The organism is Paenibacillus camelliae (assembly GCF_023715345.1).
Taxonomy (GTDB): Bacteria; Bacillota; Bacilli; order Paenibacillales; family Paenibacillaceae; genus Pristimantibacillus; species Pristimantibacillus camelliae.
This window is the reverse complement of sequence record NZ_JAMBNY010000002.1, coordinates 80,808-107,530: the sequence shown is the minus strand read 5'-3', so window position 1 is coordinate 107,530 and position 26,723 is coordinate 80,808. Positions and strand designations below refer to the sequence as shown.

The window sequence follows — 26,723 nt, the reverse complement described above, 5'->3', positions numbered from 1 at the left end:
TGACGCTAAGCTGTTTCGTTTAATCATATACAATAATGTGAAACATCGTTTGTCTTAAACTGTACAAGCTGTTTTCTGTCGTGCACAGAGGGCAGCTTTTTCATTTTGTTAGAACAACTATGCAATGAATATATGAGAATAGGACGTATACCGTGTCAACTTCATTTGTTTAACATATAGTAATTGGAAGAGTTTCAGTTTATATGCCAGCATTGATTAATAGAAGGGGGGGAAATAATTGAAAGGTTTGATATTGTGTGCTGGAAAAGGTTCACGATTACGACCATTAACCTTCTCTAGACCTAAGCATCTTTTGCCGCTTATGAACAAACCAGTATTATTCTATGGAATCGAAAGGATGATTCAAGCTGGTATAAAGGATATTGCTGTTGTCGTTGCGCCACTGTTTCGAACTGTTTTTGACGAAGTATTGCAGGGTGGTGCACCATGGAACATTCGAATAACATTAATTGAGCAGCATGAACCTAAAGGATTAGCTGATGCTGTGCGTATAGCACAGACATTTACTCAAAATGACGATTTTCTATTGTATTTGGGTGATAATATAATAGATGGCTCATTGCTGCCCCTAATAGAGAAATTTCAGTCGGAAAATCTTGATGGATTAATATCAGTAAGTCAAGTAGATTCACCTGAGCAATTTGGTGTTGTGGAGATGAACGGTAATACGATTCATAGAGTAGTAGAGAAACCGAAACATCCACCAAGTAATCTAGCGATTAATGGTGTTTATTTATTTCGGCATACGATCTATGATGCTATTTCGAAGATTCATCCTTCAGCTAGAGGAGAATATGAGATTACAGATGCGATACAGCAGCTTATCGATGATGAGTATGAGCTAGGCATTTATAGCTCTAGCTATTGGTGGAAGGATACAGGGCAGCCGAAGGATTTAATCATATGTAATCAGTATTTTCTCAGTCAAATCAAACACTCTAATATAAAAGGTACAATTGATGCACAGTCAATTATATCTGATGAGGTGTTGATTGGAGAAAATGTAAAGATCGTAAATAGTGTTATTCAAGGACCGGCTATTATTGGTGCTAACACCGTCGTTGAAAATTCATATATTGGTCCGTATTCATCGATTGCAGACAATGCTACAATTATAAACTGTAAATTAGAGAGAAGTATCGTTATGGCAGGTGCGAAATTAGATCAAGTCCCATATCGGATATCAGATAGTATCATTGGCGAGGAAGTAAAAATAATAAGCCGAATTCAAAAACAGAATTTTACCGAGTTGATGCTTGGAGATCATACCTCTATCTATTTACCATGTGAAGAGTAGAAGCTAACGACGAGATAACTATGTGTCAATAACTCATTTATGCATTTCTTAGAATGACTTAGGATTAGCTGTCCGATGTTATTTTGAGGAATGCATTTTTTAATTTAAAGGAGCATTCAACTCTAATTATAAAAGCAAGCCGCTTCTAGTTGAGGACTAAAAGCAGCTTGCATTTGCAACTGATTGTTTATTGTTGCTTCAGTAAAACTTCATTGTAAAATTCCTTTTGTTTTTTCAATTGAATAGCGAGATTAAAATCAGCTTCGACTTTTTTACGAGCGTTTTCCCCTAACTTTGCCCATTGCTCAGGATGCTCGATTAACCATTTCATTGCTTTTTCCAACTGTTTAACAGAGCCTTCCGGAACTAACAATCCAGATACATTGTTCTTAACGAGCTCAGGTATACCGGCATGGGTCGTTGAAATAACTGGCATGCCTGTAGCCATGGCCTCTTTCAATGTATTTGGGATTCCCTCTTGATTACCATTCTGATCGGTAATGCTAGGAGCACAGAAAATATGGGAGCTGTAGTATTTAGACTGGATTTTTTGATAGTCAACCCAAGGTACAATTTCCACATTCTTTTTCAAATTCAGTTTATTAATTAGTCGAGCATACTCTGTCTCATAGGGCCCTCTGCCAATTAGTGTTAATGTTATATTTTTGTGTGTCTTTCTTACCTTTGCGAAAGCACGAAGGAGATGATGGAATCCTTTTTTCTCTACAAAACGACCTACCGCCAAAAATCTAATGTTGTCCTGGGAGTCTAATTTGCGTGGGCGGTATTCAAATCGATTTAAATCTAATCCCCCGTATAACACACGAATTTTATCCTCCGGGCAACCTAATTGCATTATTCTTCGCTTTAGATGTTCGCATACTGGAAAAAACATATCAGCCGTTTTAAAGAGCCTCTTTAACTGCTTTAAGTTTTTCTTTTTCCTTGGAAAGGCGGTAGCATCATTCCCCCGAAAGCCGACAAACATGGGCAGCCCGTATTTTTCTTTTAAGAATTCGTACTTTGTTGTTTGAGAGCCGTGGTGTATATGAAAAGCAACGACATTAGCTTGCTTCAAAAACTGAGGATTGCTTTTAAGCTCCTTCAGCGTAATTACTGATTTAAACGGCGTAGACTTTCGATATTCCTTAGCTTTGCGTACAATCATCATTCCACGGAACCCTTCGACACTCGTGATTTGCTTCGTTACATGCCCATCCTCTAAAGAATACTTATGATGCAGGATGACAGGGGAGCTTTGTTTCATGAAAATTTGACTCCTTCCTTCGCGAATAATTTTTTGGCATTCTTTCTTATTTCTAAATGATTTTTACCAGATGATATTTTAGGGCGAGGGTGTCTTCGATATACAGATAGAGGGGTCTTTTGGCAGTATCCTTTGTAATAGCAAGACAGGCGAAGCCACATATCCCAGTCTTGGGAATAACGGTATTTGGAATTGAACAACCCTACTTTCTCAAAGCAGCTATTGTGAATAACTACAGTGGAGGTCCTTATAGTGAATGCTCTTTTGTATAATTTCTTCCGGAATCTACTTATATCCTCATAATGCTTGAGATTATCAATTACTCTTATTTTCCTACCTTTTTTACTCTCGTAATACCAGCTATATAAAAAATGAGTATTTGGATTATCTTCTAGAATTTTCTTGTTTTTTTCTAGTTTTTCAGGCACAAATTGATCATCCGAATCTAGAAATGCAATATATTTACCCCTTGCCAATTGGATACCTGTGTTTCTTGCACTAGATGGTCCTTGTTGTTCCTGGTAGACATATCGGATCCGATTACCAAACGTACTAACTACGTTTTTTGTTTGATCTCTTGAACCATCATCTACGATGATCAGTTCAAAATCTTGGCACGTTTGCTTCAACACGCTGTTGATCGCTCGTTTAATAAAGCGTTCGCGATTATGTGTTGGAATAATGACGCTGAAGAAAGGCTGCCTCTGCTCTTTTTGTTCGTGAATTCTAATCACTTTGTCATACAGTTGTTCTAGCATATTTGCTTGTACTGTAAGATTATAATCTGCCTCAATTTTAGCGCGAGCTCGATTACTTAGTAGCTTCCAAGAAGCTCCCAGACTTATAGCAGTCAATATTTTGTTCGCCCATGCATCCACATTGTTTACATTTATTAGATGTCCTGTTCTGTTGTCCTCTATCAGATCAGAGACTCCTGGTAAAACCGTTGATATAACTGGAGTTCCGCACGCCATTGCTGCTTTCAGCATATTAGTCATTCTGTCTCTATTTCTACCACGATCTTTTATCGTTGGCTCGCAATATATATGCGACTTCTCTAGTTGTTTTACTACCTCTTTGTCCGAACGCGACGACTTAAAATATATTTTGTTGTTTAGTCCGAGCTCTTTAGTTAGTCTCATTAAACGTTTTTTTGCTTTTCCGTCCCCGATAATCGTTAAGCGTGTTTTAGAATTTGATTGATTAACCTTTTGAAATGCCTTTATCAGTATTTCAACGCCACTTCTATCGTTAAGGTTACCAGCATACGTCAACGTAATTAGACCGTTAGAGGGTAGAGTACGTTCTTTATTAGTGTATTGGTTAAGATCGACGCCACTGTACAGTACGGTAATTTTATTTGCAGGACAGCCATGTCTTATGAGCTCATCCTTCATAAAAAGATAGGGAACTGTAAAGTAATCACCTACAGAAAACAGCTCAGTTAGCTTTTTTTTTTCAATGCTTAATGTTTCGATGGAATCGGAGTGCTGAAAGGAAGTAAGAAGTGGAATTTTCCACTTTCGTTTGATTTTCAATAAATTGATGCCTGATTGTACATCTTGTGCGTGAATCAATTTGAAAAAGTTGTCTCGCAGCATCTGCTCCAGCTTGTTGTGATCTGGTGTTATCACGACGTTTTTATACGGGAACGCTTTGAGATTTTTTTGCTTATTACTAAAAACGAAAGCTTCATAACGTTTGAGATGAGTAAGCTCACTATAATAAGAAGAATCATTGATTGGTAAAAAAACAGGACGAACGACTGCGATCCGGTTCAAAAAGTATCACTTCCTTGATGTGAAATCGATTTATTCATAATCTATGAAAATTTAGATGAGAATGTATGGACGAAAGTAGAGTTTACAAAGCTTTTTAAAAAAGTTTAACTTGCCCAAGCTTTTTAATTTTTTATGAATAAAGTGAAAGAAGATTAACTAGCAAGGATGGGGCGTGAAAACAATTGATAAGTTAAAAAAAAATGTGGAAGATTCATATGGTTTCAAAATAAAAAAATGGAAGATTATTAAATATGTAAAAAATTCTAGTGTCGTTATTAAAGTTACTACTAAAGAAGACAAAAAATATGCTCTAAAGAGTCTGTATATAGCCCCCGAACGACAACATTTCATTGCAATATCAGAGAAAATGCTAGCTGATAAAGGAGTAAGTCTCGCACTTCCAATCTCTACGATTAACGGTGATTTGCTCATGCAATTCAATCGATTTCCCTATGTCTTATATGAATGGGTTGAAGGTAAAAGCTCTCAATTAAAACATCAGAAGGACCTCGAGTCCATAATAGATGCTATGGCTAGATTTCATCATGCTTCCCAAGGTCTATACTATCCTACTGGTATAACCATCTATGAACACCACAATTGGAAAACAGAATATAAAGATAGAATACACACCATGGAAAGGTGGCTCGTCGATCACAAAAGCTTGAAAAATAAGAATGAAGAAATCATTCATCAATATATACACTTCTTTATTAGAATGGCAACAAAAGCGCTGAAGGCACTAGAAAACAGCAACTATGATCAATATGTGAAAAGACCGCCGAATGACAAGACATTGGTGCATGGGGATTTGCACCATAGCAATGTAATTAATGACAATCCATTAAAAGTACTCATTGATTTTGAGGATATTCGCTATGATCTTCCTTCTAAGGATCTTCTCCGAATTTATAGTATGTTTACAAAAAAACATTCGTTTAATAATCAGTCATTTACTAGCATGATGAATACGTATGAGCGAGTTCATCCACTATCTGCAGATGATAAGGAACTAGTTTATATCGACCTATTATTCCCTCACATTTTTGAAAGAATGCTTCGTAAAAAAAAGTATATTGGCATGAATGCGAAGGAGCTTGAGCACAGAATTAAGCAAGAAAAGCGAAAGGCCTCCTATATTGATCGTCATTACTTCTTGAAGAACCGCTATAAGGATGGGAGGGAGAACAGTGCGTAAAATTGCATTTGTCCGCACTCGTTATCTTCGTCCATCAGAAACCTTTATATATGAGGAACTAAAAAATATTAAAGCGTTTGAGCCCATTGTGTATACGCGGAAGAAAATGAATGTAGATCGTTTTCCATTCCGCAAGATAAAGTATCTTCCTCGTAGTGCAAACGAGATAGCAAAGTCATTCAAAAAGAAAAAGATTAAGCTAATACACGCTCGTTTTGGAAGCACCGGAGTCAGCTTAATGAATGTGAAAAAACGTACTGGTATCCCAATGATCACTTCCTTTCACGGGTTTGATTTACCTTCGGTAAAAGATAACTGTAGTTCGTATCAGAAAAAGTTACCAATGCTATTCAGGGTAGGTGATCTGTTCACAGTTCCTTCTCAGCATATGAAGCGAAAGCTAATTAAATGGGGATGCCCTCCGGGCAAAATTAGAATTATGTACAGTGGCATTGACTTGAATAGGTTTACCTATATAGAGCGTGAACCCAAAACAGAAAATATTACGATCCTGGCAGTTGGTAGACTTCATAAAAAGAAGGGCTTTCGTTATCTAGTGAAAGCTTTTAAGAAGGTTGTTGAACAACATCCTTCGAGTCAGCTCGTTATCGTCGGAGAAGGAGATGAACGAGAAACATTAAAAAAGTTGATATCAGATCTCAAGCTTTCCCGACACGTTCGATTGTTAGGACTTATACCACACACTGAAATGTCAGAGCTGCTTAATCAAGCGGATATTTTTTGTCTGCCAAGTATTACAACGAACGATGGAAATCAAGAGGGGATTCCCAATGCGATAAAAGAAGCAATGGCCACAGGCTTGCCTATCGTTTCTACCTTTCACGGCGGAATACCAGAATTGGTTACCGACAAATGGGAGGGTCTACTCGTTCCAGAAAAAAACGTTGGATTACTAGCAATAAAAATTAAATATTTAATTCAAAATCCATCTGTGCGTATGGAAATGGGGAAAAGAGGACGTGAAAAAGTGGAAAATAGCTTCGATTCATCTAAGCAAGTTAGGATACTGGAGGAGCTTTACAGCCAATTAATTAAAGAGAGGTGAGAAATATGAATGATAACAATAGAGTTACAGAGCTAGAGGATCAAAATAAGGATAGTAGCTTGAATGTAACGCTTGTAACCGTAGTTATACCGACCTACAATCGTGCAAAATTTATTACAAGAGCTATTGATAGCATATTAAAACAAACCACTCCAAATTGGAAGCTGCTCATCGTTGATGACGGTTCAAAGGACAAAACGAAAGAGGTTGTTGAACGTTATTTACAAGATCCGAGAATTCGTTATGTAAGGCTAAATAAGAATAAAGGTGTATGTTATGCCTTGAATCATGCGTTGTCATTAGTGGATACGAAATACTTTTCGCAACTGGATGCAGATGATTGGTATGAAAAGAACACACTTAAGGTTTGCTTGAAAAAAATGGAGAAAGCAAGTGAACAAACAGCTGTCGTATATGGCCACGAAAAGGTATGGAGACTAGAGAAAAACGGAAAGATCAAATTTTTGAACGAAAAGAAAAAACGAGAAATTAATAGCAACTATGAATTTATCACTTATCATCCTATGATCTACCCTAGATTTTATCGTACGAGTGCACTCCGTAAAGTAGGTGGCTGGTCAAGTCAAGTTCCACAGAATGGTCGATATGCCGAGGATCGACAAATATTGCTGAAGCTGGCCGATGAGCATAAATTCAAATTAATAAACAAATCCCTTTATAACCGACTTAAGCACTCGAGCAACAATTCACGTATTGAGAACCGCAAGAAGTATGCCAGTGTAACGAGATATTTATATGAAGAAGCATTAAAGCGCTGGGGCGATAAGTACAAAGCGGAATTCAAATGGGTTGGAGGAAGGCTCAAGGTAGGAAGGTTGATAAAAAAATGAATATGGCTAATCAGCAGGATGACGCAACAGAGAATGATACGATAACGCTATCGACGCTAGAAGTTATCGAAGTGGTTCGTAACGCATTAACGAATAAAACTCCGCTGTCTATCGTTCGTGTTGGCGATGGTGAGAACATTTGCTTAAGTCAGCGAAAGGTACTGCCCATTCGTAAAGTATTATCTACTCGTTGGGGAAGATTATCTCGCACCACGAACTGGAAAGGGGTCCGCTTGCCGAACACTCAGCTTCGGGATGACTTGATCGCTTCAATCAAAAAAGCGGATATCGTCGGTATTCCTCACTATAAAGACAAGGAAGTATTGGCTGATGAACAATATTTGCGTCCACTGACAGATCGTTGCTTTGAAGCGTACGGAATCCATCCTCATCGACTTTGTCATACGTTTGTAAATCGTCATATGGTTGAGCACCAACAGTTTTGGGAGATGCTCAAAGGGAAAAAGGTAGTGGTTATATCACGGTGGGCCAATGAATTTAAAAACTTAGTCAGTAAAAACTATGAAGCATTTGATATTCAATTCGTAAAATTGATCCGGATTAATCGATATGAGGAAATATCAAAAGTCATGTCAAAAATGAAAGATGTTGAGTGCGACATTGTATTTATATCTGCTGGTGTTAATGCTGTTATATTAGCGCAGAAGCTATCAGAGGAGCAAAACCGAATTGCGATTGATTTTGGAAAATCAGCAATTTTTATGATAAAAGCAAGTCGTAAAGTCCGGCCATGGACACCGAAACGAATGAAAAAACGACACGAGAGCACAGAAGAAAGGGGAAAAACAAATTGAGGATTACAGTAATCGGATCGGGCTATGTGGGCACGACGACTGCACTTGTTCTAGCTAGTATCGGTCATGAAGTAATAGGATACGATGTTGATAGCTTAAAAGTCGAAAAGCTAAACAAAGGGATTCTACCATTCGTAGAACCGGGCTTGGAGCTATTGCTACAAGAGTTACTTGAAAAACAACAAATTACTTTTACTGCTGATCGTACGGTGGCTATTACGAAAAGCAATATTTTAATGATAGCTGTTGGTACACCGTCCACCTCTAGCGGTAAGGCAGACTTAACCTATTTACAGCAAGTAATGGACGTTATTGCTGAGCAAATCAATGAGCCTAAAATCGTTGTAACGAAGAGCACCGTACCGTTAGGGACGAACCGATGGATGAAGCAGCAATTACTTGAAAAGGTCAAAACGAAAAATCATTCCATCGAAGTCATCTCAAATCCTGAATTTTTAAGAGAAGGAAAAGCACTTCATGATTCACAATTCCCATCTCGAACGGTGATCGGCGGAGAGGATCAAGAGGCGATCGAGAAAGTGAGACAGCTCTATACGCCACTCAATACGAAATTTTTTGTATGTAATTATGAAACCGCAGAGCTGATCAAATATGCCTCCAATGGGTTTTTAGCTACTAAAATCTCATTCATTAATGAAGTTGCTAGGCTAGCAGATCTAATCGGTGCAGATATCGAGAAGGTTGCGATAGGAATGGGGATGGATCCTCGTATTTCACCGCATCATTTACAGGCTGGACTAGGTTATGGTGGCTCATGCTTTCCGAAGGACGTCGATGAGCTATTGTATTTTGCACATCAAAATGGAATACAGCTGAATCTACTAGAGCAAGCCAAACAGGTCAATCATTCGCAAATTGAATGGTTCTTACAAAAAATTGAATCAAAGCTCTCGCTCAAAGGTAAACGTGTATTAGTGCTTGGCCTTACATTTAAGGAGGATACTGATGATCAACGAGAATCACCAAGTATTCGTTTAGTTGAGCAATTGCTTAATAAGGGAGTGGATGAGGTCAGAGTATTAGATCCAACGATATCTTCGTCTGCACAAATTCAGTGGAAAAATGCTTTGCCTGAACATGATAAAGAAAAGGTAAATGTGATAACGGATAAAGATAATGCCCCGAATGGTGTTCATGCTATCCTATTAACTACCCCATGGCCAATATTCTCCAATTATCCTTGGAATGAATGGTTAAGCCGAACAGAAGAAGCGTTAATCTTTGATGGAAGAAACTATCTAAATCCAGATGAAATGCGTAGTTTAGGCTGGCATTACGAAGGTATTGCAAAGGGGAATTGATATGAAGATTGTAATTACTGGGGCAGCAGGATTTATTGGCTCACATTTAAGTGATGCGCTGCTAGACCAAGGACACGATGTAACTGGTATCGATGATATGGATCACACCACTGAAAAGAGAATCAAAAATGAGAACGTGAAGCACCTACTAGACCATCCAAACTATCGCTTCGTAAATGTTAATTTGCTGCAAGTCGATTTGAATTCTTATATCGGAGAAGCGGAAGCTGTTTTTCACTTAGCAGGTATAGCAGGTGTGCGCAATAGCTGGGGAGCGTCCTTCAGTGACTATGTGCAGGCTAATATTTTGCTTACACAAAAAATTCTCGAAGCATGCAAGTCAGCTCCAAACCTGAAAAAACTCGTATATGCTTCATCCTCTTCCGTCTATGGAGGAGATAGTGGACCTATAAGCTCTGAGCAATCACCGACTAAACCAATCTCGCCCTACGGGTTAACAAAGCTAGCTGGAGAGCAGTTATGCTCTCTTTATTATAGACAATATGGAATACCATTTACCGCATTACGTTATTTTACTGTGTATGGACCAAGACAGCGACCCGATATGGGATTTCACCGTTTTATGAAGGCGGCTCTACTGAATCAACCGTTAACGATTTATGGAGACGGAGAACAGACACGTGACTTCACCTTTGTAAGTGACGTAGTGAAGGCCAATATTAGTGCTATGCATTATAGCAAGCATGGAACGATCTTTAACATTGGCGGTGTGGAAACGGCATCTATTAATGAGGTTATTCGGGAAATCGAGCAACTGGCTGGAAGAGAATTAATCATAGATTATATTGATGCGCAGCCTGGTGATCCATTAACGACACGTGCAGATATTACGAAAGCACGAGCTGAGTTAGATTATGACCCTATTGTTTCGTTAAAAGAAGGAATGGCGCAGCAATGGAGCTATATAACAGACTTGTATAAATAGAATGATAATCATAGGAGGAAAATAATGATTGGAATTTTATATTCTAGACCAATGCTGCAGCAATTAATGAAAGGAAGGCATAGCTTTGAGATGCCTGAATTTTATATAGAAGCAGCTCGTAAAACAGGAGAAAATATCGTGTTTTTTTCACTTTACGATATTAATTGGTCAGAAAGAACAGTTCTCTGCTGGGATGGTATTCATTCTATTCAAGTAAAAAAAGCTCTCCCATCTGTCATTATTAATCGAACTAGAACCTCTAGTCAGTATTCTATGAAGCTTATAAAACGACTGAAGGAATTAGGAATCTTAGTTATCAATGAATATAATGTTGTATCTAAATTGGAGATTCACCGCATTTTATCTAAAAATAATGAGCTCACTCGTTATCTTCCAGATACTCATTCAGTCACCTATGACGCTGTAAAGAAATTATTAAAGCAGTATGATAGCTTATTTCTTAAGCCTAGCACAGCTTCGGTTGGTCAGGGAGTAATTCGTATAAGAAAATCATCAAAGGGACCCATTGCTGATATTAACGTGCTAGGTCGAACGAAGAGCAAAAATGTCACTATCCAACAAATTGTTAAAATGATTAAGAGAGAACGAAGAAACTATCTTGTACAGCAGGGGATCTCATTAATGTCTCACGAAGGAAAATTGGTAGATTTTCGTGTTTCTGTGCAAAAAAACGGAAATGGTAAATGGCAATATACGGGTATAGTCGGTAGAATGGCTCAAAAAGGAGCAGTTGTGACGAATCTTCATTGTCGCGGAAAGGCATTAAAAGCATCCGATATTTTTCAAACTTGGGGATGGAATGCTGCTAAAATCGAGAAGGAAATCGCAAATCTAGGAATTCGTATTGCAGAGACACTGGATAAAAGTCTTCCTCATGTGGCCGATATCGGCTTAGATATTGCGCTCGATGAACAACAGCATCCATGGCTAATTGAAGTGAATTTCCGTGACCTGCGCATTACGTTTCGAGATGCTAAGGAAGAGGAAAAGTGGAAAGCAACCTTTGCAAATCCGATAAAATATGCAGCATTTCTAAATAAAACAATGAAGGAAAATACTAGTAAAGAGCACTTAGTCGATGAAAAAAAAGTAGTAATGGAAACGAGGACGGTATTGAACAGCATCCTGTTGTAAAAATCACGTAGTACGATAGAAGGCATGAGGCAAGCTTATTAGCTTGCACATGTCTTCTTACTTTTTTTTACTGACTGAAAATAACTAATAAAATCTACTTTACAAAGTGTTAATCATCGGATATTGTATAATTAAACATAAATACTCAACATTGACTAATTAATATTGACTAAAGGGTGATGAAGGATGTACATTGAAGCTAAAGGCTTGGTTAAGCAGTATGGCAAGCGAATGATTCTGAACAATATCGATGTATCGATTCAAGCACATGAAATCATAGCGATTATTGGTCCAAATGGTGCCGGAAAATCAACGATGCTGGAGATGCTTATTGGTCTGCAAAAGCCGAGCTCAGGAACGATATGGCACTGGGATACTGCTTATAAAGGGAAAATAGGCGTTCAGCTTCAAGCCGTTCCTTTTTTTCCGGGGCTGAGTGCGATGGAAAACTTGCTGTTGTTTGCCTCCTTTTATAAGAAATCAATTTCCAAGGAAGAGGCAATGAAATGCTTAAGGATTTGCGGAATTCATGATGCTGCCCATACAGAGGCAGCAAAATTATCAGGAGGACAGCAGAAGAGATTAGCAATTGCGGTTGCGATCATTCATGAGCCTACACTTCTCTTTTTGGATGAGCCAACAGCTGCTCTCGATCCACGTAATCGACAGGACATTCATAATCTTATGCTTGAGCTACAGCAGCAAGGAAAAACGATAGTATTTACATCTCATGATATGGATGAGGTACATCAGCTGGCAACGCGTGTACTGGTCATCGATCAGGGTAAAATCATTGCCGCAGGTGAGCCTGCCGAGCTCTGTAATAAGTATGATGCAGCAAGCCTGACACAGCTGTATATGAAATTGACTAGGGAGGATGAATGCTATGCTTAAAGTACAAATGCGATCGATGCTCGTTACGTCATTACGTGATAAAATTACGTTGTTTTATTCTTTATTGCTGCCGATTGTCCTTATGTTTGGGTTAGCTATATTTTTTGATAACCCTGAGCAGCAGCTCCACATTATTTGCGGCGTTACGGCAATAAGTACAGTGTTTTGGGGGATGCAGGGTATTGCATTTCAGGTTCATTGGCAGCGCAGTAGAGGCGTATACAAGCTGCTTATGCTAACGCCTATGCCATTAATGCAATTTATTGCTGTAATGATAGTTGCCCGAACAGTGATTGGTGTCGCAATGAACTGGAGTATTTGGTTAATAGGTATGCTAAGCTTTGGAATGAAGTTAACGGCATGGTCCATCGGGCTTACTCAGCTTATCATTATGATCGGGACAATATGCTTTACAAGCATCGGATTCGTTATTGCCAATGCGGCGCGAAATGAAGCTCAAATTAATATGCTATCTAATTTGCTTCAAATGCCGATGATTTTCATGAGTAGTGCGTTTTATTCGTTGGACGGTGCGCCTGCTTGGGTTGCATTTATAGGTAAATTACTACCATTTGAGCATTACACGAATTTGATATCTACGATGCAATCAGCTGGTAGTTCCATATCTATACTTAGCTTAATCGTCCTTGTCTTATATATCATGATTGCTATACTGATCGCTAGTATTACGTTCCGATGGGATACGAATCAATTAATGTTGAAATCAAGTACAGCATAATAGGTTGCAGCTCCAGATTCTGGCGAACGAGAATACTTTATGCTACACTAATACTCAATATTGAATATTTGATATTGAGGTGATGATATGGCTAGATTGATGGTGTTAGGACTGCTTAGGATGAAGCCAATGTCTGGATATGAGATTCAACAAGTATTATCTCAAAGCAAAACAGATGCTTGGGCAGGTATATTACCAGGATCGATCTATCACGCATTAAAAAAAATGGAATCCGAAAGCTTAGTCGAGATTGATGCGCTACAGCAGACGGGGAATCGTTCAAAAGCGATATATAAAATAACGAAGCAAGGAGAGGAGCATTTTCTCGAGCTGCTTCGCGAAGCATTGCAGGCCTCATCTATACGACTGCCAAGTCAGCTGTATACAGCACTAAGCTTTATACAGGAGCTTGGTCGTGAGGAGGTACTCGCTTGCTTACAGCTTCAGCGCGAGCAATTGACCAGGGAGCTGGAGCAGCAGAAGGCAGGGATTAAAATAAAACAAGAATTCATGAACGTAGATGGAGTAGTGGAGCTGTTGTTCCAAAATCTTTATAAGCAGTATGAGCTGCAGCTGCAGCTGTTAGACAAGTTAATTGCTCATTACGAGCAGCAGTGAACTAATTAGCATTTTTTCGAAAATAAAGGTACTACTGAGGAGGAATTTGAGGTGACTGAGCAAATGGCCGAGCTGCTAAATCAAGTATTGATTGAATTACAAGCAGTAAAAACAGAAGTGCTTAATAAGGTGGAAGATGACGAACGTTTTGAAGGAATTATAGATAGGCTTGATGGCTTGGAAGATCGACTTGACGCAATTTTTGATATATTCGATAGTCAAGAGAATGTGGGCTAGAGGATGCTAAATTTTACTTGAAGTCTGTCGATTTTCGAGAGTACACTGCTTTTAATCAATATTTTGTTTAATACTTTGTTCACTCTACTTCGTCATTGTTACTTCGATGTTTTTTCAATCCATGATGCACAGCAAGTACCAACGAGATTGATAGTATAATGCCGATCATAGAGGAAAGAAGATCATCTGAATACGTACTTTTTCGAATGAGAGAGTACAAACTTAATCCAAGTCCTCCGTAAGCAACGGTGAGAAGCATAAACTTATCAAATCGTGTAATTTTTACTTTTCTCATGTTCACACTCCTTGTTCGATGAGTTTAAAGCTTAATAGCATTATCCAATTGATAGCATTTAAACCGATTATTGAAAAAGGGCGAGTAGTGAGCTATTAAGCTCGTTACCCGCCCTTTTTGCGTTATAAGGTTAGAAACTAGTGCAATGTTTGTCGTGCACAATACAAAATAAATAATTAAATAATTATTGCTCTTTCACTTTAAGCATCGCTTCCCATAAGGAAGAATCTTCATAGCCAAGTCGCCATGCCGCAACTCCGGCTAAATCATACTCCTTAGCAAGCTTTACACGCGCAAGCACACTTTCCGTTGTTTCTGCCCAGAACACATGCGTATATCCATCTTTTGTATACGTATATTTGTACTGGCCAGCCTTCTCATCATAGGTACGGGTTGCTTTATTGCTCGAAACAACGCTATCGATATCCTTCATTAGTATGGCACGGTTGTCAACGAGCTTGCCGTTACTGTCAATGCGCCACTCGCGAGAGTAGAACGGTATTCCAAGAATTAGCTTGCTGCGAGGTATTCCATATTCTAAATACTGCTTAATGCCTTCCTCAACCCAGCCGATGCTGCCTACAGATCCAGGCGTATCTGACCCAGTCCAATGCTCATCGTAGGCCATCATAATGACCGTATCAACAATTTTACCGAGCTCTTCATAATCATAGGCTGTGAGATGATTCCATCGAACATCGCCACGCATTAGATCAATGGAAACGGTTAGTTTTTTTGCATGAGCCGCTTTCGTTAGCTTCTGAACAAAGCTTGTAAATTGGTTACGGTCGCTTGCAGCAAGGTTTTCAAAGTCAAGATTTAGACCTTTGACTTTAATTGAGACAAGGCTGTCTATCAATTCCTTGATAAAGCGGTCCTGAGCCTTTTCATTCGCTAAAAACTTTGTTGTAAGCTCTTTATCGAATTGATTGTGAACGAGCGGAATAATATCGATGCCCTGAGCCTTCATCTCATTTACTAGCGCTGCACTAACGTTGCTATTCATAGCACCGTTTTCATTATCAACGTAGTACCAGGTTGGTGAATCAATATCTAAGCCTTGTGTATTACTAATGTGACTTTTAATTGTAGTTACGGAGCTTGAGCCGTTCCAACCCATAAAAACAAAATTTTTAGAGGAGGACCATAGCTTGCGGCCGTCTTGATTCATAATGTAGGAGTTACTATAGTTTTTCGCATAGGCGAGCGCTCCGTTAATGGAGTGGAAGCTTTTAATTAGCTTTTCACCTTGATATACAGACAAATAATGAACACTGCTCCAAAGAAGTTTGTCATCTTGCTTCACTTCGGCTGCATACAGCCCTTTAGCTGTTTTTACAGCAGCATCAAGGGTAGAATGAAGCTTAACTAGCTTGCCTTGGCTGTACACCTCAAAGTTTAATAGATTTTGATGAACTGATTTGCCCGTAGCTGTGTTGATTACCTCACTATTGCTAAGCTTATTTGCAGCTTCGATCGCATCCTTCAGAAATGCGTACGATTTGCTGCCAGCAGCCAGCTCACCATCTTTGTAGATGCTGTATTTTGCTGTAGCATCACGTTGTTCCTTAATCATCGATGCAGTTAAATTATCCCACACCCATTGCTTAGAGTTTACGTTCATGATGTGCGCATTTGTCCACTTTTTTGCTTCCTTCTTAGCATCGTCTAAGCTGTAGAATTGCCAATGATCATATGTTTTATCTCCTTGATAGAGCACATAATTAGCAAAATTTTCATAAGCCCAGCCAATTCCTTCGAGGTCACGGACATATGCATTAATATGAGAAGAAGCAGCCTTTTTTGCTTCAGTTAAGGTCGCATATTCAAGCTTCGATGAAGACTCACCGTTTATGTACACCTTATACTTAGGAAGATTATGCCACACCCATTCGCGATTGCTAATTTTTTCTACATGACTGTAGCTGTAATACTTCGCATAGGCAATGGCTTGACTTTCCCTAGCAAATTCCTTTAATGGCTTGTCGTTTTGATAGACACGATATTGTGTCATACTTGCTGCATCTGCAGTAAAATGTCCAACGGGCAGCAAGACTGCAACGAGCAAGCATAGCAGCATGGATCTCCACATACGCTTCAAGATTACCATCACTCTCCTTATATGAATCTATCATTAGTATACATGGAATGTAGAAGTGTTGTAATGTGGAAGTTTATGAGAATAGTAGGAATATAGGGTGCTTTCAACTAGTATAGGAGAGTATTGCCACTAATGCATATAGGAAGGTAAATAAGGAAGGAAAATAAAAAACAGCGCCATACGGTCTGGTTGACCGTGTGGCGCTGTTAAACGAGTGAGTAGTAGAGCTTAAGCTCTTGCTTCAGCCCAAAATTGCTCTGCTTCCTCATCAATGCCAAGAATAATATCTGAACGAAATACGCGGATTTGATATTCAGAGTAAAAATACTGCTCCAGAGCTTCCATAATGTTCGCTTGTAGCAAATATTGTGAACGACCGTTCACCCAAACCTCTGCTGTATAGCCATACTCCTCTTCCCAAGAAAGCTGTACCTCAACATCCGTTGGCTTTACACCGCGGCGATCTGCCAAATTCAGGCAAATCGCATTAATGATTTCATCCGTGTAGATTCGCATAATTAGAATTGACCTCTTCCATTTCGATCTTCTTCATCACGACGATTACGATCTTGATCGTAATAATTGTTGTTGCGATTGTTATGGCCTGCTGCAGCTGGCTTGTTGTTTCGTATATAAGTCCAAGCTGCTCGAATAATCATAAATATGGCAACGATTGCCGCGATATTGATGAGTAGGCCGAAGAGTTCACCGAAAGCACCCATGTTGGCAAACATACCGCCAAACAATAGACCAGCTAGTCCACCCAAAGCCATTCCTTTCAAAAAGGAGCTGCCGCCGAATAGACCGCCAGATTTTGTTGTAGCTGCAGAACCTGTTGAAGATTTAGTGCCAGATGTAGCACCACTGTTCGATTGTTGCGTCGTGTTGTCCTTTTTTTGCGTGAAGCTCTGCTTGTTCGATTTGAAGCCGCCACCACGCTTTGCATCAGCAGTATCGCTGAAGCCAAGGCCCAGTGCTAGAAACACCGTTAGAGCCAGCATAACAAAAAAGCCTTTTTTCATGTAATTGATTCCCTCCTGATTTTTTTGCTTAATGTTGCTATAGTAAGACATTACGTCTATTATAATGTTTGGTTTCAAAAAATCCTAATCATTTAAATAAATTTTGAAGGTGAAGCGATGAATTATCCATCTACATATATCGATTATTTAATAGAATTTCATACTACGCGTGATTATTTTGAATGTCATGAGCTATTAGAGGAATATTGGAAGGAACACCCGCAGGATGGGCTTGGCAAGCTATGGGTCATGTGTATTCAGGTGGCAGTCGGACAATATCATGAACGTAGAGAGAATAGGCGGGGTGCAAATCGAATGTATCAATCTGCGTTAGCTGCGCTACAGCAAGAGACAAGCGAACGAATTGGGCTGGATCCTACACAGCTTGCAGTAATGCTTAAGCAACGGATTGAAGCCTGTGAGAAGCAAGCAGCCTATGAGGATATGCTGCTGCCGTTTTTAGATAAGGAACTGCTGGAGCTATGCAAGAAGGAAGCTGCAGCAAGAGGACTTAGCTGGGGTCAAGAGAGTGCGAGTGTACCGGACTTTATTATTCATCGCCATACGCTACGTGATCGAAGTGACGTTATTGCAGCTCGCCAAGCAGCATTAAAAGCAAAGGCTAGGGATAGAAAGTAATGGATTACATAAAATAAACTGTATTGCGGTTGCAACGAGTATGGTCTTACAGAGAAAAAAAGACAGCTTCGTATGTTGATGAACAATACATAAGCTGCCTTCCTTTCATAGCTCTTTAAGGAACAAACCGCAAATTCAACGTATATATTTGAGCGTCACTTTTTAAGCTAAAGGCATTTTTATCTGTATCATAGTGGATTTTCATATGATCTTCATAATACACCTTATGCCTTGGCTCATAATAAAAAGGAAGTGGATCTGCTTCCCCCGCACGATCATCCTCAGTAGGTGAATCGATCGTTGTTAATGTTGGCACACCGCTAACAACACAGCCGCAGCCTTCAATATCATGTAGAAATTTAAGCTTCTTATCCTTAAGCAGTAGCTGTAGTTTATGTACTGCCTCTGTTGTAAATGTAATACGCATTAGTTCATCACCTTTGTTTTCATTATGCCGATTAGGATATAGTAAATTATAGAATGATCGCTGACTAGAAGCAAGCTAAGCCGAATTAGTATGATCAATTATGACTAGAAGGGAAGATCGAGATGTCACTCATTGAGCAGTTTCGCAGCATTAATAAAACGATTAAACAGTATGATGAGGCATTAGCTGTATTGTATTGGGATTTACGAACTGGAGCTCCACGAAAGGGTATGGATACCCGCTCCGAGGTTATTGGAACGCTATCAGCTGAGATGTTTCGTCTGTCTACCTCTCAGGAGCTTGGCACTTTACTTACTGAATTAGAAAGCAAGGAGCAGTGGAGTCAGCTATCTGAGGTAGATCAAAGGCTCGTTGCTGAAACGCGTAAGGATTATGATCGCAGTGTTAAAATCCCTCCTGAGCTTAATCACAAATATGTTATGCTCACAACGCAAGCCGAATCGATGTGGGAGGAATGCAAGGAAAAGGACGACTTCGATAGCTTTGAGCCATATTTACAGCAAATTATTGATCTTACGAATGAAATGATTGACCTATGGGGCGTTCATGAAACTCGCTATGATACACTGCTTGATCAGTACGAGCCAGGAATGACGGTGAAGCAGCTGGATAAATTGTTCGTTAAGCTGAAGAAGGAGCTTATCCCGCTTGCAGAGAAGCTTGCTGCTAGCCCGCACCAGCCTAATACTGAGTTTCTTAATGGTAGCTTTGATATTGCGGCACAAAAGGACTACAGCTTATTCATACTTAGAGAGATGGGCTTTGACTTTGAAGCGGGTCGGTTAGATGAAAGTGTGCACCCATTTGCTACAGGCCTAAATGTAAATGATGTTCGTATTACGACGCGGTATCTGGAGGATGATGTAACAAGTGCGCTCTTTGGAACGATTCATGAGGGCGGTCATGCGTTATACGAGCAAAACATTAGCGATACATTAACAGGTACAACACTCGCGACAGGCACATCAATGGGGATTCATGAGTCACAGTCTCGCTTCTGGGAAAATATGATTGGAAGAAGCCGGTCATTCTGGAATCGCTACTATCGAGATTTACAGTTACGATTTCCACAATTCAATGATATTGAAGTAGATACATTCTACCGAGGTAACAATGTTGTTCAACCGTCACTAATCCGTATTGAAGCAGATGAATTGACCTACAATCTGCACATCATAATTCGCTATGAAATCGAACAAATGATATTCAATGAAGGCTTAAAGGCTAAGGATTTACCGCGTGTGTGGAATGAAAAATACGAGCAATACTTAGGGATAACACCATCTACCAACGCAGAAGGTGTACTGCAGGACGTGCACTGGTCAGGTGGAGGATTTGGATATTTCCCTTCATACTCTCTAGGCAATATGTATGCTGCGCAGTTCGCACATACGCTTGAGCAACACATGCCGGATCTTTGGAAGCAGGTCGAAGCGGGACAGCTCCTACCCATTAAGGAGTGGCTGACTGAGCGCATCTATCAATTTGGTCGTATGAAAACTCCTCAGGAGCTTATAGAAGGGATTACAGATGAGCCTCTGAATCCTAAGTACTTGATAAACTATCTGAAAGAAAAATACGAAGAGATCTATAAGCTCTCTTAAGTAACAATAGCCTCTCACCACAATCTGCTCATTTGAGTATGTTGTCGTGAGAGGCTTTTTTTTGTTAATTACTAGTGGTCTGCTGCACAATGTACGCACCACATTATTGAGAAGTGAATAGGCTATAGCACGACAATACAAGGAGGAGTAGTAATGAAAAGGAGTAAAACGTTACTAGTATTGCTCTCGCTTATACTTGCTTCAGCCACGATATTAGCAGGCTGCGGCAATAATAAGAAGGGAAATACAGTTGTACGTATAGGGGAAGTGACTCGTTCACTCTTTTATGCCCCGCAATACGTAGCGATTGAGAAAGGATTTTTTGCTGAAGAAGGCATCGATATTGAGCTTATAACGACCCCAGGTGGGGACAAAACAATGACATCGCTGCTTTCCAACGTCATCGATGTTGCACTAGTTGGGTCTGAAACATCGATTTATGTTGCTCAGCAAGGAAGCGATGATCCGGTCATCAATTTCGCCCAGGTTACACAGACGGACGGGACGTTTTTAGTATCACGCGAAAAGATCGATAATTTTGATTGGCAGTCGTTAAAGGGTGAAGTATTCCTTGGCCAACCAAAGGGAGAAAGAGTATACCTTGTTAATTGGGCATACTCAGCTTGATTTTCACCTTTTCTCCATCAGTAATATCTATTTCATGCACAATCTGCCTAATTGCATTTTTTACTACAAGCCTGTCATCAGACATTAATTCATTTTGCTTATCTTCTAATTTTTCAGCTAGTTCAATCTTTTTGGATTCTTGGCTGTTGATCACTTTAGAGAGTTGTCGTTGTAATTCTTCTTTTTGTGAGTTGACTCTTTCTCTAGCGGCACGAAATTCGTTTTTATCAATCTCACCATCTTCATACAATTCAATCTGTCTTTGCATTTTTGAGTTTAACTTAGTCATTTGAGATTTGATTAATTCAATTTCAAGTCTGAGCTCATCTTCATTCTGTTTGTTTTCGCTAACTTCACCTTTAAGTTTTTCACTCATTGATAATAAGTTGCTGATTACTGTAGTTTCTAGGTTGTCTCTCAAAATAAAGTGGTGGAAGCATGAACCAGATTTCATGTATTTACCGCAGACATAATGAAAATATTCTCTTCCGCTTGGTTTTCTTCTATAACGACCAACCATTTTTTCGCCACAATGAGTGCATTTAACCAAACCGGAAAGCAAATATCTAGTATCATCACTACGGCTCCAGGATGTCCTTCTAGACTGCATAACTTCTTGTACCTTTAAGTATTCTTCTTTTGAAATTATACCCTCATGATGGTCCTCAGCAATAATCCATTCGCTCTCAGGCCGAATGATTTCCTTGCCTTTATGCATTGTGCGCCTATTATAAACGACAGCTCCGTAAAGCATTTCTCTTTTTAATAACTTTCCAATATGATTTTGAGTGAATGGTTTTTTCGCCTTGGTCAAATATCCCATAGAATTTAACTTCTTAGCAATTGTTCTTGTACCGTCACCTTCAAGTATCATCTTGACCATTATCCTTACAATTTCAGCTTCTTTTTCGTTAATCTGAAACTTGCCATCTACTACGTCATAGCCAAGACACGGTTTAGTTATAGCTTTATTAGTGTTTCTTGCAAGTGATCTCATGTTTTCTCTGACACGCTCACGAATACGGCCACGCTCAAATTCAGCAAAAGCGCCAAGGATCTGTAATACCATTCTTCCAGCAGGTGTAGAGGTATCGAAACTCTCGGTTGCAGATGTATACTGGCATTCATATTCTTCTAGTTCATCAATAACATTCAATAAGTCCAAAAGGTTTCTGCATAGCCTGTCTAACTTAGTGGTGAGAACAACGTCATGCTTCAGCATCCTTACATTCTTCATCATGCTAGTCAGTGCCGGTCTATCTAACGATCCAGCAGAATAGCCATCATCAACATACACTTGGATGTTTTCCCAACCCATTGCAGCACAGTAGGACCTCAATCTATGTTCTTGTTCACTTAAAGAGTTTCCTTGATTTGCTTGTTCATCGGTACTTACACGGATATAAATAGCTGCTCTAACCATTAACCTTTTTCCACTCCAATCTGCAACCAATTACTTCTGCTATTTCCATTGCTTCAGAGTATCGCAAAGTTCCTTTCGATAGCTTATTACTCAAGTTTTGCACAGTGTCATTTCTACCGTGTTTTTGGTTGAGGGCTGCAACAACCTCTGTCATAGTCCAGCCATTCCGAGTTATTTCGGACTTGATCTCGCTTTTCACCATAAATTAATCACCTCTACATTACACTATAAGGTTTATTTGTAAATTATTCAATGTATTTTGAGTCGTCCGCAAGAGCTTGGTTTTGTCTAGCGTTTGCCACTATATAGTGAGAGAGGTTAACAGGCACGCAGCTAGATGTAGTCGCTAACGGATAGCTCGAACGTAAACCTATATCTCGAATATCAAGGGCACTAGCTCGACCGACTTAACCGGAGCATCTACATTGTAGGCTCACACAATCATTAAGGGTGTGAAGCTGGTGCTTTAACATATCCTTGTAGCTTAGAAAGGGGGTGCGGCATCACCTTCAACTTGTGGCATGCTGCAGGGATTATGTTGTTTATTCCTTGACCTCGAAAGGGGTCTATTTTTGTTACGCTGCTTCTGCTCATGAAAATGAGTTCTGCCTCCGCTTGTAGTGTGACGACCGCTACAAGTCGCTCATTGACCACAGGTGAGTGTAGGTGATGGGCTAACCGCCATCTGAAGATGCAGCTCGTGGGGGCTTAGCTACCGCCTTAGTAAGAGTGGCGAAGGGTTCGGGGCTATCTCAGTCGAAGGCTTGCGGTTGTGCCTTGAACAGCCGATTTATAATATGCGTGGTTATGGTTAGCAAGGTTCGAATCCTTGCCCACGCTATAAACTAATTCCTTCCAGATGCCGATATAAAATGGCAGAAGGGAGGTAGAGCGTGATGAAATACAAAGTTTTTTTATATTATTCCAGCCAAGAAACTCTTGATAAAATAGTTTCGAGTAGTAACAAAGATGAATTGGTAAAAGAGCTGAGCAGGAACAAGTTTGTGAACTTGGGAGGAACTTATTATAACATGGACTTGGTTAAATCTTTTTCTGTTCAGGAATATCTTGAACCAGAGAAAGAACATCAAGATAGAAGCCATCTAATTTAGCACCCTAGCGGTGCTTTTTCTTTTGTAACGCTACAGTAATGTTACAGTAACGGCACAATAATGCTACAGTAATGTTACAAAAACAGGAGCATTCACGAGTAATCATCGGAACATATGTTTGGCTAAACGCGAGATAACCTGTGATTAAGCGAGTTCGTCAGCTTTTAATTTTAATAAAACGGCTGAATTTGACCGAATTTAACGAAATATCGCTTTTGACCACTTTTCGAATGCTTTGTATAATGCTCTTATCCCTTTATACGTACTTAGTTACTAGATACGTATTCTTTAAAGATCTTAAGAGCATTCGATAGCTCAAGCTATCTCATAAAGATAACAGGGCAGGGAAAAATATTTATAAAAACACGGGTCGGAGCGAACAGCGTAGACTAGGCGGTGAATTGCGAAGCAAGAGGGCGGCTATGAGCCCTTTTCTTTAATGGTTTTAAGCGGGTTTTTGTGGGTTAATCTTTTAATAACGAACGCTGTTAATACGTGCTTTAAAGTATAGGATATACAAACAGAAGTCACTCAATCGAGTGGCTTTTTTATTTCACTCGTTAAAGGAAACCACTTCCAATTGTCGAATAATGATAAAAAGGAGGTGGTATTGGTGAATAATATATTTGAAGGTGTAGACACTTCACCGATCGATAACTTATTTTCAGTGGTTACTAAAACAGCAGCTATATTCGTCTTAGCTCCATGTATTATAGCTATTGTTATTTCTTACTTATTTAAGTTTAGTAAGCGAACAACAGGTTTCTTAATAAGTCTGTTTGGTTTAATAGGGATTCTTATATGGTTGTATAACATCGATAAAATAAACGATTGGTTAGCATAAGCTGCTCATAACGAGTAGCTTTTTTTGTTGAATTATGTATGTTCATATCTACAATCTCCTAGTATAATTTTGGTAATTACATACTTAAGGAGAAGAGGATATGAATGTGAGAAAGAAAAGTGAATGGATTCAGAAATATGGATTGTTTATTCTAGTGCTTGTTGTTTGGATTAGTTATATCTTTATAATGAGATTCTTTTTTAAGAGCGATACAGATAAAAACAGCGCAGGGACATTTGGAGATATGTTTGGAGCGTTAAACACCCTATTTACAGGCTTAGCTTTTGTAGGTGTTGTTATTTCTTTGTTACAGCAAAACAAAGCACTTGAGCAACAAAATAAATCATTAATTAAGCAACAACAAGCTTTAGATCAACAAAAAACTGTATTAGAACAGCAACAAGAAGCTTTAAATATTCAGAAGAATGAGCTTGAGTTGTACAAAAATGAATTACATAAAAATAATATTCAACTTACAGAACATAGTGTTCATATGAGGTTGCAAAGAATTGAAAATACCATTTTCAATTTGTTAGATGCTCATGCTAAAGACATTGAGAATATTTACTCTAAACATCAAGATTATATTAAGTTGAAAGGTTATGAACTATTAGAAGAGATTCTTGATAAACTCATATCAACTAATCGAGTTAAAAATGTTAATTCTTATAGAGATAGTGATAATTACCCTGAATATGTATATCTGGGAAATGTACAGGGGGCATATGGTAAATTCAGATATATAATCAAGTACATAGATCAATTAGAAGATGTTACATATAATCAAAAGCAAGATTTTATGAGAATGGTGGATGCACAATTATCAACTAGTGTTTCTTCACTGTATTTATATAAAATATACTTTCACTCTGACGATGAAACATATGGAGAAATACTTAAAAAGTATAAGATAATCTAAAATTGCTATAGCACCTTATGTCGCTTTTTCTTTTTCTTATATTCCATACATTTTTCAACAATGAAAGATATTCGTAAAGTATAATTTTGGAAATTACATAATAAGGGGAAGGGTAGATATGGAGAAGGTCGTAAACTGGCTTAAAAATAATATCGGTTATTTGTTCGTAATTATATTTGTCATTTGGATAGCTTATGGAATTATTATGTTTATTGCGTTTGGAAAAGAGGCTATAAAGAACGCGGGAACGTTTGGAGATATGTTCGGTGCTATTAATGCACTATTTACAGGATTAGCGTTAGTTGGTGTAATCGTCTCTAATATTTATCAAAGGGAAGAGTTAAAATTGCAACGAATTGAATTAAGAGAGAGTAGAAAAGAATTAAAAAGAAATGCTGATGAGATAACCGAACAAAGAAAAAATATGCAATTACAGAGATTTGAAACTACTTTCTTTAATTTAATAAGTATGTACAAAACTAATATTGAAAAATTAAAAGACTTCACAAAACACGATGTAGATACAGGTATTGATTTATTAAATAGGGTGGTAATTGATGTGTCTAACAAAAATTATCCACACGCCAATCCATTAAATATTGCTGGGTCGCAAATAGTTTCTATAATTCCTGAGCTTTCAAATATCTGCGATGATGTATTATTTATTCTTACATTTATTGAAAATCAGTTTGAGGAAGAGAAAGACAGAGAATTTTATTCCAAAATATTTGTTTCTCAGATGTCTCAAAGTGAGAGATATAGTTTAACGGCTATAGTTGAAGCAGAAAAGATGAGAGATAAAGATAACGACAGATTGCTAAAAAAATACGGGATATATATAGAAGCGCCTTAAGAGAGGTGCTTTTTTCTTTGTCTTATAACCGAACATATGTTAGGAGGGTGAATGATGGATAAACCGTTCTTTGAAGGATACAAGCCGAACTTTTATTTTAAGACTATACCAGGCGAGGTTATTATCCCTTTATACCTAAAGAGCAAAGAGAATACTAAAGAGAAAGATGGTGCATATCGTGAAACGTCCCAATAAACAGTTAAAGAGATATAGGGCTACGGCGGCGACTCGCGCGGCTGCGCTGCTGGCGATCCTGTTCTATGTGGTTAATGTGCAGAGTGTAGTTAAGGAAGTGCCAAAGCAGATGGCAAGGCAGGATGAGCTAGAGACAACGAAGCTATTAATACAAGATGATGGAATAAGCGTGTTTTAAGCGTCTTATAATCTAGATGGTATTAAGTGTCTAACTATCGAATCGAACGACTGTACGTGGCGCTGAGGGCTTCTGAGAAGTATGAGGGGGGTTAACGGGTCCTTCTGGAGCTCCTGAATGACTGCGGGTGCTGGCGATCGCGAAATAGCGCTAGATTTCAAAAATAAATTTTAGTTCCGTTTCCGTTTCTGATAAGCGAAATTAATCGATTTTGAAAAATACCTTCAAATTAAGTCGGAAAATCAGATTCTACTAA

At 38.8% G+C, this 26,723-nt stretch carries 28 protein-coding genes and 1 pseudogene; 20 read left to right on the top strand and 9 right to left on the bottom strand.

Annotated features, from left to right (window positions below; translation table 11 throughout):
• Window positions 1-238: 238 nt before the first annotated feature.
• Complete coding sequence (locus tag M3180_RS06550; RefSeq protein WP_251666507.1) at window positions 239-1,318, top strand: glucose-1-phosphate thymidylyltransferase; 1,080 nt, start codon at window positions 239-241, stop codon at window positions 1,316-1,318.
• Window positions 1,319-1,505: 187 nt separating this feature from the next.
• On the opposite strand, the gene M3180_RS06545 is transcribed toward M3180_RS06550, so the two are convergent.
• Window positions 1,506-2,489, bottom strand: coding sequence for a glycosyltransferase (locus M3180_RS06545; protein ID WP_251666506.1), 984 nt, complete (start codon window positions 2,487-2,489; stop codon window positions 1,506-1,508).
• A 92-nt stretch (window positions 2,490-2,581) separates the two neighbouring features.
• The gene (locus M3180_RS06540) at window positions 2,582-4,366 is read right to left on the bottom strand and encodes a glycosyltransferase (protein WP_251666505.1); all 1,785 of its coding nucleotides are present in this window, start codon (window positions 4,364-4,366) and stop codon (window positions 2,582-2,584) included.
• Between the two features lie 172 nt (window positions 4,367-4,538).
• Here M3180_RS06540 and M3180_RS06535 point away from each other — a divergent pair, with 172 nt between their 5' ends.
• The 11 genes from M3180_RS06535 to M3180_RS06485 all read left to right on the top strand — a co-directional run bounded on the left by M3180_RS06535 (window position 4,539) and on the right by M3180_RS06485 (window position 14,207).
• The gene (locus M3180_RS06535) at window positions 4,539-5,564 is read left to right on the top strand and encodes a phosphotransferase (protein WP_251666504.1); all 1,026 of its coding nucleotides are present in this window, start codon (window positions 4,539-4,541) and stop codon (window positions 5,562-5,564) included.
• Window positions 5,557-6,630 carry a glycosyltransferase gene (locus tag M3180_RS06530; protein ID WP_251666503.1) on the top strand — a complete coding sequence of 358 codons (1,074 nt, stop codon included), beginning with the start codon at window positions 5,557-5,559 and terminating at the stop codon, window positions 6,628-6,630. The genes M3180_RS06535 and M3180_RS06530 overlap by 8 nt, the downstream gene beginning before the upstream one ends.
• Window positions 6,631-6,635: 5 nt before the next feature.
• Complete coding sequence (locus M3180_RS06525) at window positions 6,636-7,481, top strand: glycosyltransferase family 2 protein (RefSeq protein WP_251666502.1); 846 nt, start codon at window positions 6,636-6,638, stop codon at window positions 7,479-7,481.
• Window positions 7,478-8,296, top strand: coding sequence for a GT-D fold domain-containing protein (locus M3180_RS06520; protein WP_251666501.1), 819 nt, complete (start codon window positions 7,478-7,480; stop codon window positions 8,294-8,296). The genes M3180_RS06525 and M3180_RS06520 overlap by 4 nt, the downstream gene beginning before the upstream one ends.
• Window positions 8,293-9,618 carry a UDP-glucose dehydrogenase family protein gene (locus M3180_RS06515; protein ID WP_251666500.1) on the top strand — a complete coding sequence of 442 codons (1,326 nt, stop codon included), beginning with the start codon at window positions 8,293-8,295 and terminating at the stop codon, window positions 9,616-9,618. Before M3180_RS06520 ends, M3180_RS06515 begins: the two co-directional genes overlap by 4 nt.
• A gap of 1 nt (window position 9,619) precedes the next feature.
• Window positions 9,620-10,564, top strand: coding sequence for an NAD-dependent epimerase/dehydratase family protein (locus M3180_RS06510; protein WP_251666499.1), 945 nt, complete (start codon window positions 9,620-9,622; stop codon window positions 10,562-10,564).
• A gap of 24 nt (window positions 10,565-10,588) precedes the next feature.
• Window positions 10,589-11,719, top strand: coding sequence for a YheC/YheD family endospore coat-associated protein (locus M3180_RS06505; protein WP_251666498.1), 1,131 nt, complete (start codon window positions 10,589-10,591; stop codon window positions 11,717-11,719).
• 186 nt (window positions 11,720-11,905) lie between these two features.
• Window positions 11,906-12,613 (top strand): ABC transporter ATP-binding protein, encoded by a 708-nt coding sequence (locus M3180_RS06500; protein ID WP_251666497.1) that lies wholly within the window; start codon window positions 11,906-11,908, stop codon window positions 12,611-12,613.
• On the top strand, window positions 12,606-13,352 hold the full coding sequence (locus tag M3180_RS06495) for an ABC transporter permease (RefSeq protein WP_251666496.1): 747 nt from the start codon (window positions 12,606-12,608) through the stop codon (window positions 13,350-13,352). Before M3180_RS06500 ends, M3180_RS06495 begins: the two co-directional genes overlap by 8 nt.
• An 87-nt stretch (window positions 13,353-13,439) precedes the next feature.
• Window positions 13,440-13,970, top strand: a complete 531-nt coding sequence (locus tag M3180_RS06490) for a PadR family transcriptional regulator (protein WP_251666495.1) — start codon at window positions 13,440-13,442, stop codon at window positions 13,968-13,970.
• Window positions 13,971-14,021: 51 nt separating this feature from the next.
• Window positions 14,022-14,207, top strand: a complete 186-nt coding sequence (locus tag M3180_RS06485; RefSeq protein ID WP_251666494.1) for a hypothetical protein — start codon at window positions 14,022-14,024, stop codon at window positions 14,205-14,207.
• A gap of 79 nt (window positions 14,208-14,286) precedes the next feature.
• Here the strand turns inward: M3180_RS06485 and M3180_RS06480 are convergent, their stop codons facing one another.
• The 4 genes from M3180_RS06480 to M3180_RS06465 all read right to left on the bottom strand — a co-directional run bounded on the left by M3180_RS06480 (window position 14,287) and on the right by M3180_RS06465 (window position 17,625).
• On the bottom strand, window positions 14,287-14,502 hold the full coding sequence (locus M3180_RS06480) for a hypothetical protein (RefSeq protein ID WP_251666493.1): 216 nt from the start codon (window positions 14,500-14,502) through the stop codon (window positions 14,287-14,289).
• Between the two features lie 184 nt (window positions 14,503-14,686).
• Window positions 14,687-16,594, bottom strand: coding sequence for a glycosyl hydrolase family 18 protein (locus M3180_RS06475; RefSeq protein ID WP_251666778.1), 1,908 nt, complete (start codon window positions 16,592-16,594; stop codon window positions 14,687-14,689).
• A 237-nt stretch (window positions 16,595-16,831) separates the two neighbouring features.
• The gene (locus tag M3180_RS06470) at window positions 16,832-17,119 is read right to left on the bottom strand and encodes a YxcD family protein (protein WP_251666492.1); all 288 of its coding nucleotides are present in this window, start codon (window positions 17,117-17,119) and stop codon (window positions 16,832-16,834) included.
• Window positions 17,120-17,121: 2 nt separating this feature from the next.
• Window positions 17,122-17,625: a hypothetical protein gene (locus M3180_RS06465; protein ID WP_251666491.1), complete on the bottom strand. Its 504-nt coding sequence runs from the start codon at window positions 17,623-17,625 to the stop codon at window positions 17,122-17,124.
• A 117-nt stretch (window positions 17,626-17,742) separates the two neighbouring features.
• Between M3180_RS06465 and M3180_RS06460 the strand changes: the two genes are divergently transcribed.
• Window positions 17,743-18,264: a DUF309 domain-containing protein gene (locus M3180_RS06460; protein ID WP_251666490.1), complete on the top strand. Its 522-nt coding sequence runs from the start codon at window positions 17,743-17,745 to the stop codon at window positions 18,262-18,264.
• Window positions 18,265-18,379: 115 nt separating this feature from the next.
• Here the strand turns inward: M3180_RS06460 and M3180_RS06455 are convergent, their stop codons facing one another.
• Window positions 18,380-18,691 carry an iron-sulfur cluster biosynthesis family protein gene (locus M3180_RS06455; RefSeq protein ID WP_251666489.1) on the bottom strand — a complete coding sequence of 104 codons (312 nt, stop codon included), beginning with the start codon at window positions 18,689-18,691 and terminating at the stop codon, window positions 18,380-18,382.
• Window positions 18,692-18,813: 122 nt separating this feature from the next.
• Here M3180_RS06455 and M3180_RS06450 point away from each other — a divergent pair, with 122 nt between their 5' ends.
• Together M3180_RS06450 and M3180_RS06445 are read left to right on the top strand one after the other, a co-directional pair.
• A complete protein-coding gene (locus tag M3180_RS06450; protein WP_251666488.1) occupies window positions 18,814-20,316 on the top strand; it encodes a carboxypeptidase M32 in 1,503 nt (500 codons plus the stop codon).
• A 153-nt stretch (window positions 20,317-20,469) separates the two neighbouring features.
• Window positions 20,470-20,904: pseudogene (locus M3180_RS06445) on the top strand (ABC transporter substrate-binding protein); the annotation flags it as partial.
• A gap of 16 nt (window positions 20,905-20,920) precedes the next feature.
• Here the strand turns inward: M3180_RS06445 and M3180_RS06440 are convergent.
• Both M3180_RS06440 and M3180_RS06435 read right to left on the bottom strand, forming a co-directional pair.
• The gene (locus tag M3180_RS06440) at window positions 20,921-22,366 is read right to left on the bottom strand and encodes a recombinase family protein (protein WP_251666487.1); all 1,446 of its coding nucleotides are present in this window, start codon (window positions 22,364-22,366) and stop codon (window positions 20,921-20,923) included.
• Window positions 22,359-22,568 carry a DUF6471 domain-containing protein gene (locus tag M3180_RS06435; RefSeq protein WP_285855642.1) on the bottom strand — a complete coding sequence of 70 codons (210 nt, stop codon included), beginning with the start codon at window positions 22,566-22,568 and terminating at the stop codon, window positions 22,359-22,361. The genes M3180_RS06440 and M3180_RS06435 overlap by 8 nt, the downstream gene beginning before the upstream one ends.
• A 694-nt stretch (window positions 22,569-23,262) precedes the next feature.
• Here M3180_RS06435 and M3180_RS06430 point away from each other — a divergent pair.
• The 5 genes from M3180_RS06430 to M3180_RS06410 all read left to right on the top strand — a co-directional run bounded on the left by M3180_RS06430 (window position 23,263) and on the right by M3180_RS06410 (window position 26,467).
• Window positions 23,263-23,478 (top strand): hypothetical protein, encoded by a 216-nt coding sequence (locus tag M3180_RS06430; protein ID WP_251666486.1) that lies wholly within the window; start codon window positions 23,263-23,265, stop codon window positions 23,476-23,478.
• 613 nt (window positions 23,479-24,091) lie between these two features.
• Entirely contained in the window at window positions 24,092-24,322 is a 231-nt protein-coding gene (locus tag M3180_RS06425) for a hypothetical protein (protein ID WP_251666485.1), read from the top strand.
• Window positions 24,323-24,422: 100 nt separating this feature from the next.
• Entirely contained in the window at window positions 24,423-25,241 is an 819-nt protein-coding gene (locus M3180_RS06420; protein ID WP_251666484.1) for a coiled-coil domain-containing protein, read from the top strand.
• Window positions 25,242-25,359: 118 nt separating this feature from the next.
• On the top strand, window positions 25,360-26,094 hold the full coding sequence (locus M3180_RS06415; protein WP_251666483.1) for a hypothetical protein: 735 nt from the start codon (window positions 25,360-25,362) through the stop codon (window positions 26,092-26,094).
• A 178-nt stretch (window positions 26,095-26,272) separates the two neighbouring features.
• On the top strand, window positions 26,273-26,467 hold the full coding sequence (locus M3180_RS06410; protein ID WP_251666482.1) for a hypothetical protein: 195 nt from the start codon (window positions 26,273-26,275) through the stop codon (window positions 26,465-26,467).
• Window positions 26,468-26,723: the final 256 nt, after the last annotated feature.

Bases quoted from the DNA above. Each gene is read 5' to 3' on its own strand.
- M3180_RS06545 (WP_251666506.1), bottom strand. From the start codon at position 2,489: ATGATGATTGTACGCAAAGCTAAGGAATATCGAAAGTCTACGCCGTTT.
- M3180_RS06525 (WP_251666502.1), top strand. From the start codon at position 6,636: ATGAATGATAACAATAGAGTTACAGAGCTAGAGGATCAAAATAAGGAT.
- M3180_RS06520 (WP_251666501.1), top strand. From the start codon at position 7,478: ATGAATATGGCTAATCAGCAGGATGACGCAACAGAGAATGATACGATA.
- M3180_RS06510 (WP_251666499.1), top strand. From the start codon at position 9,620: ATGAAGATTGTAATTACTGGGGCAGCAGGATTTATTGGCTCACATTTA.
- M3180_RS06505 (WP_251666498.1), top strand. From the start codon at position 10,589: ATGATTGGAATTTTATATTCTAGACCAATGCTGCAGCAATTAATGAAA.
- M3180_RS06500 (WP_251666497.1), top strand. From the start codon at position 11,906: ATGTACATTGAAGCTAAAGGCTTGGTTAAGCAGTATGGCAAGCGAATG.
- M3180_RS06495 (WP_251666496.1), top strand. From the start codon at position 12,606: ATGCTTAAAGTACAAATGCGATCGATGCTCGTTACGTCATTACGTGAT.
- M3180_RS06490 (WP_251666495.1), top strand. From the start codon at position 13,440: ATGGCTAGATTGATGGTGTTAGGACTGCTTAGGATGAAGCCAATGTCT.
- M3180_RS06480 (WP_251666493.1), bottom strand. From the start codon at position 14,502: ATGAGAAAAGTAAAAATTACACGATTTGATAAGTTTATGCTTCTCACC.
- M3180_RS06475 (WP_251666778.1), bottom strand. From the start codon at position 16,594: ATGTGGAGATCCATGCTGCTATGCTTGCTCGTTGCAGTCTTGCTGCCC.
- M3180_RS06470 (WP_251666492.1), bottom strand. From the start codon at position 17,119: ATGCGAATCTACACGGATGAAATCATTAATGCGATTTGCCTGAATTTG.
- M3180_RS06465 (WP_251666491.1), bottom strand. From the start codon at position 17,625: ATGAAAAAAGGCTTTTTTGTTATGCTGGCTCTAACGGTGTTTCTAGCA.
- M3180_RS06460 (WP_251666490.1), top strand. From the start codon at position 17,743: ATGAATTATCCATCTACATATATCGATTATTTAATAGAATTTCATACT.
- M3180_RS06455 (WP_251666489.1), bottom strand. From the start codon at position 18,691: ATGCGTATTACATTTACAACAGAGGCAGTACATAAACTACAGCTACTG.
- M3180_RS06450 (WP_251666488.1), top strand. From the start codon at position 18,814: ATGTCACTCATTGAGCAGTTTCGCAGCATTAATAAAACGATTAAACAG.
- M3180_RS06440 (WP_251666487.1), bottom strand. From the start codon at position 22,366: ATGGTTAGAGCAGCTATTTATATCCGTGTAAGTACCGATGAACAAGCA.
- M3180_RS06435 (WP_285855642.1), bottom strand. From the start codon at position 22,568: ATGGTGAAAAGCGAGATCAAGTCCGAAATAACTCGGAATGGCTGGACT.
- M3180_RS06430 (WP_251666486.1), top strand. From the start codon at position 23,263: ATGAAATACAAAGTTTTTTTATATTATTCCAGCCAAGAAACTCTTGAT.
- M3180_RS06420 (WP_251666484.1), top strand. From the start codon at position 24,423: ATGAATGTGAGAAAGAAAAGTGAATGGATTCAGAAATATGGATTGTTT.
- M3180_RS06415 (WP_251666483.1), top strand. From the start codon at position 25,360: ATGGAGAAGGTCGTAAACTGGCTTAAAAATAATATCGGTTATTTGTTC.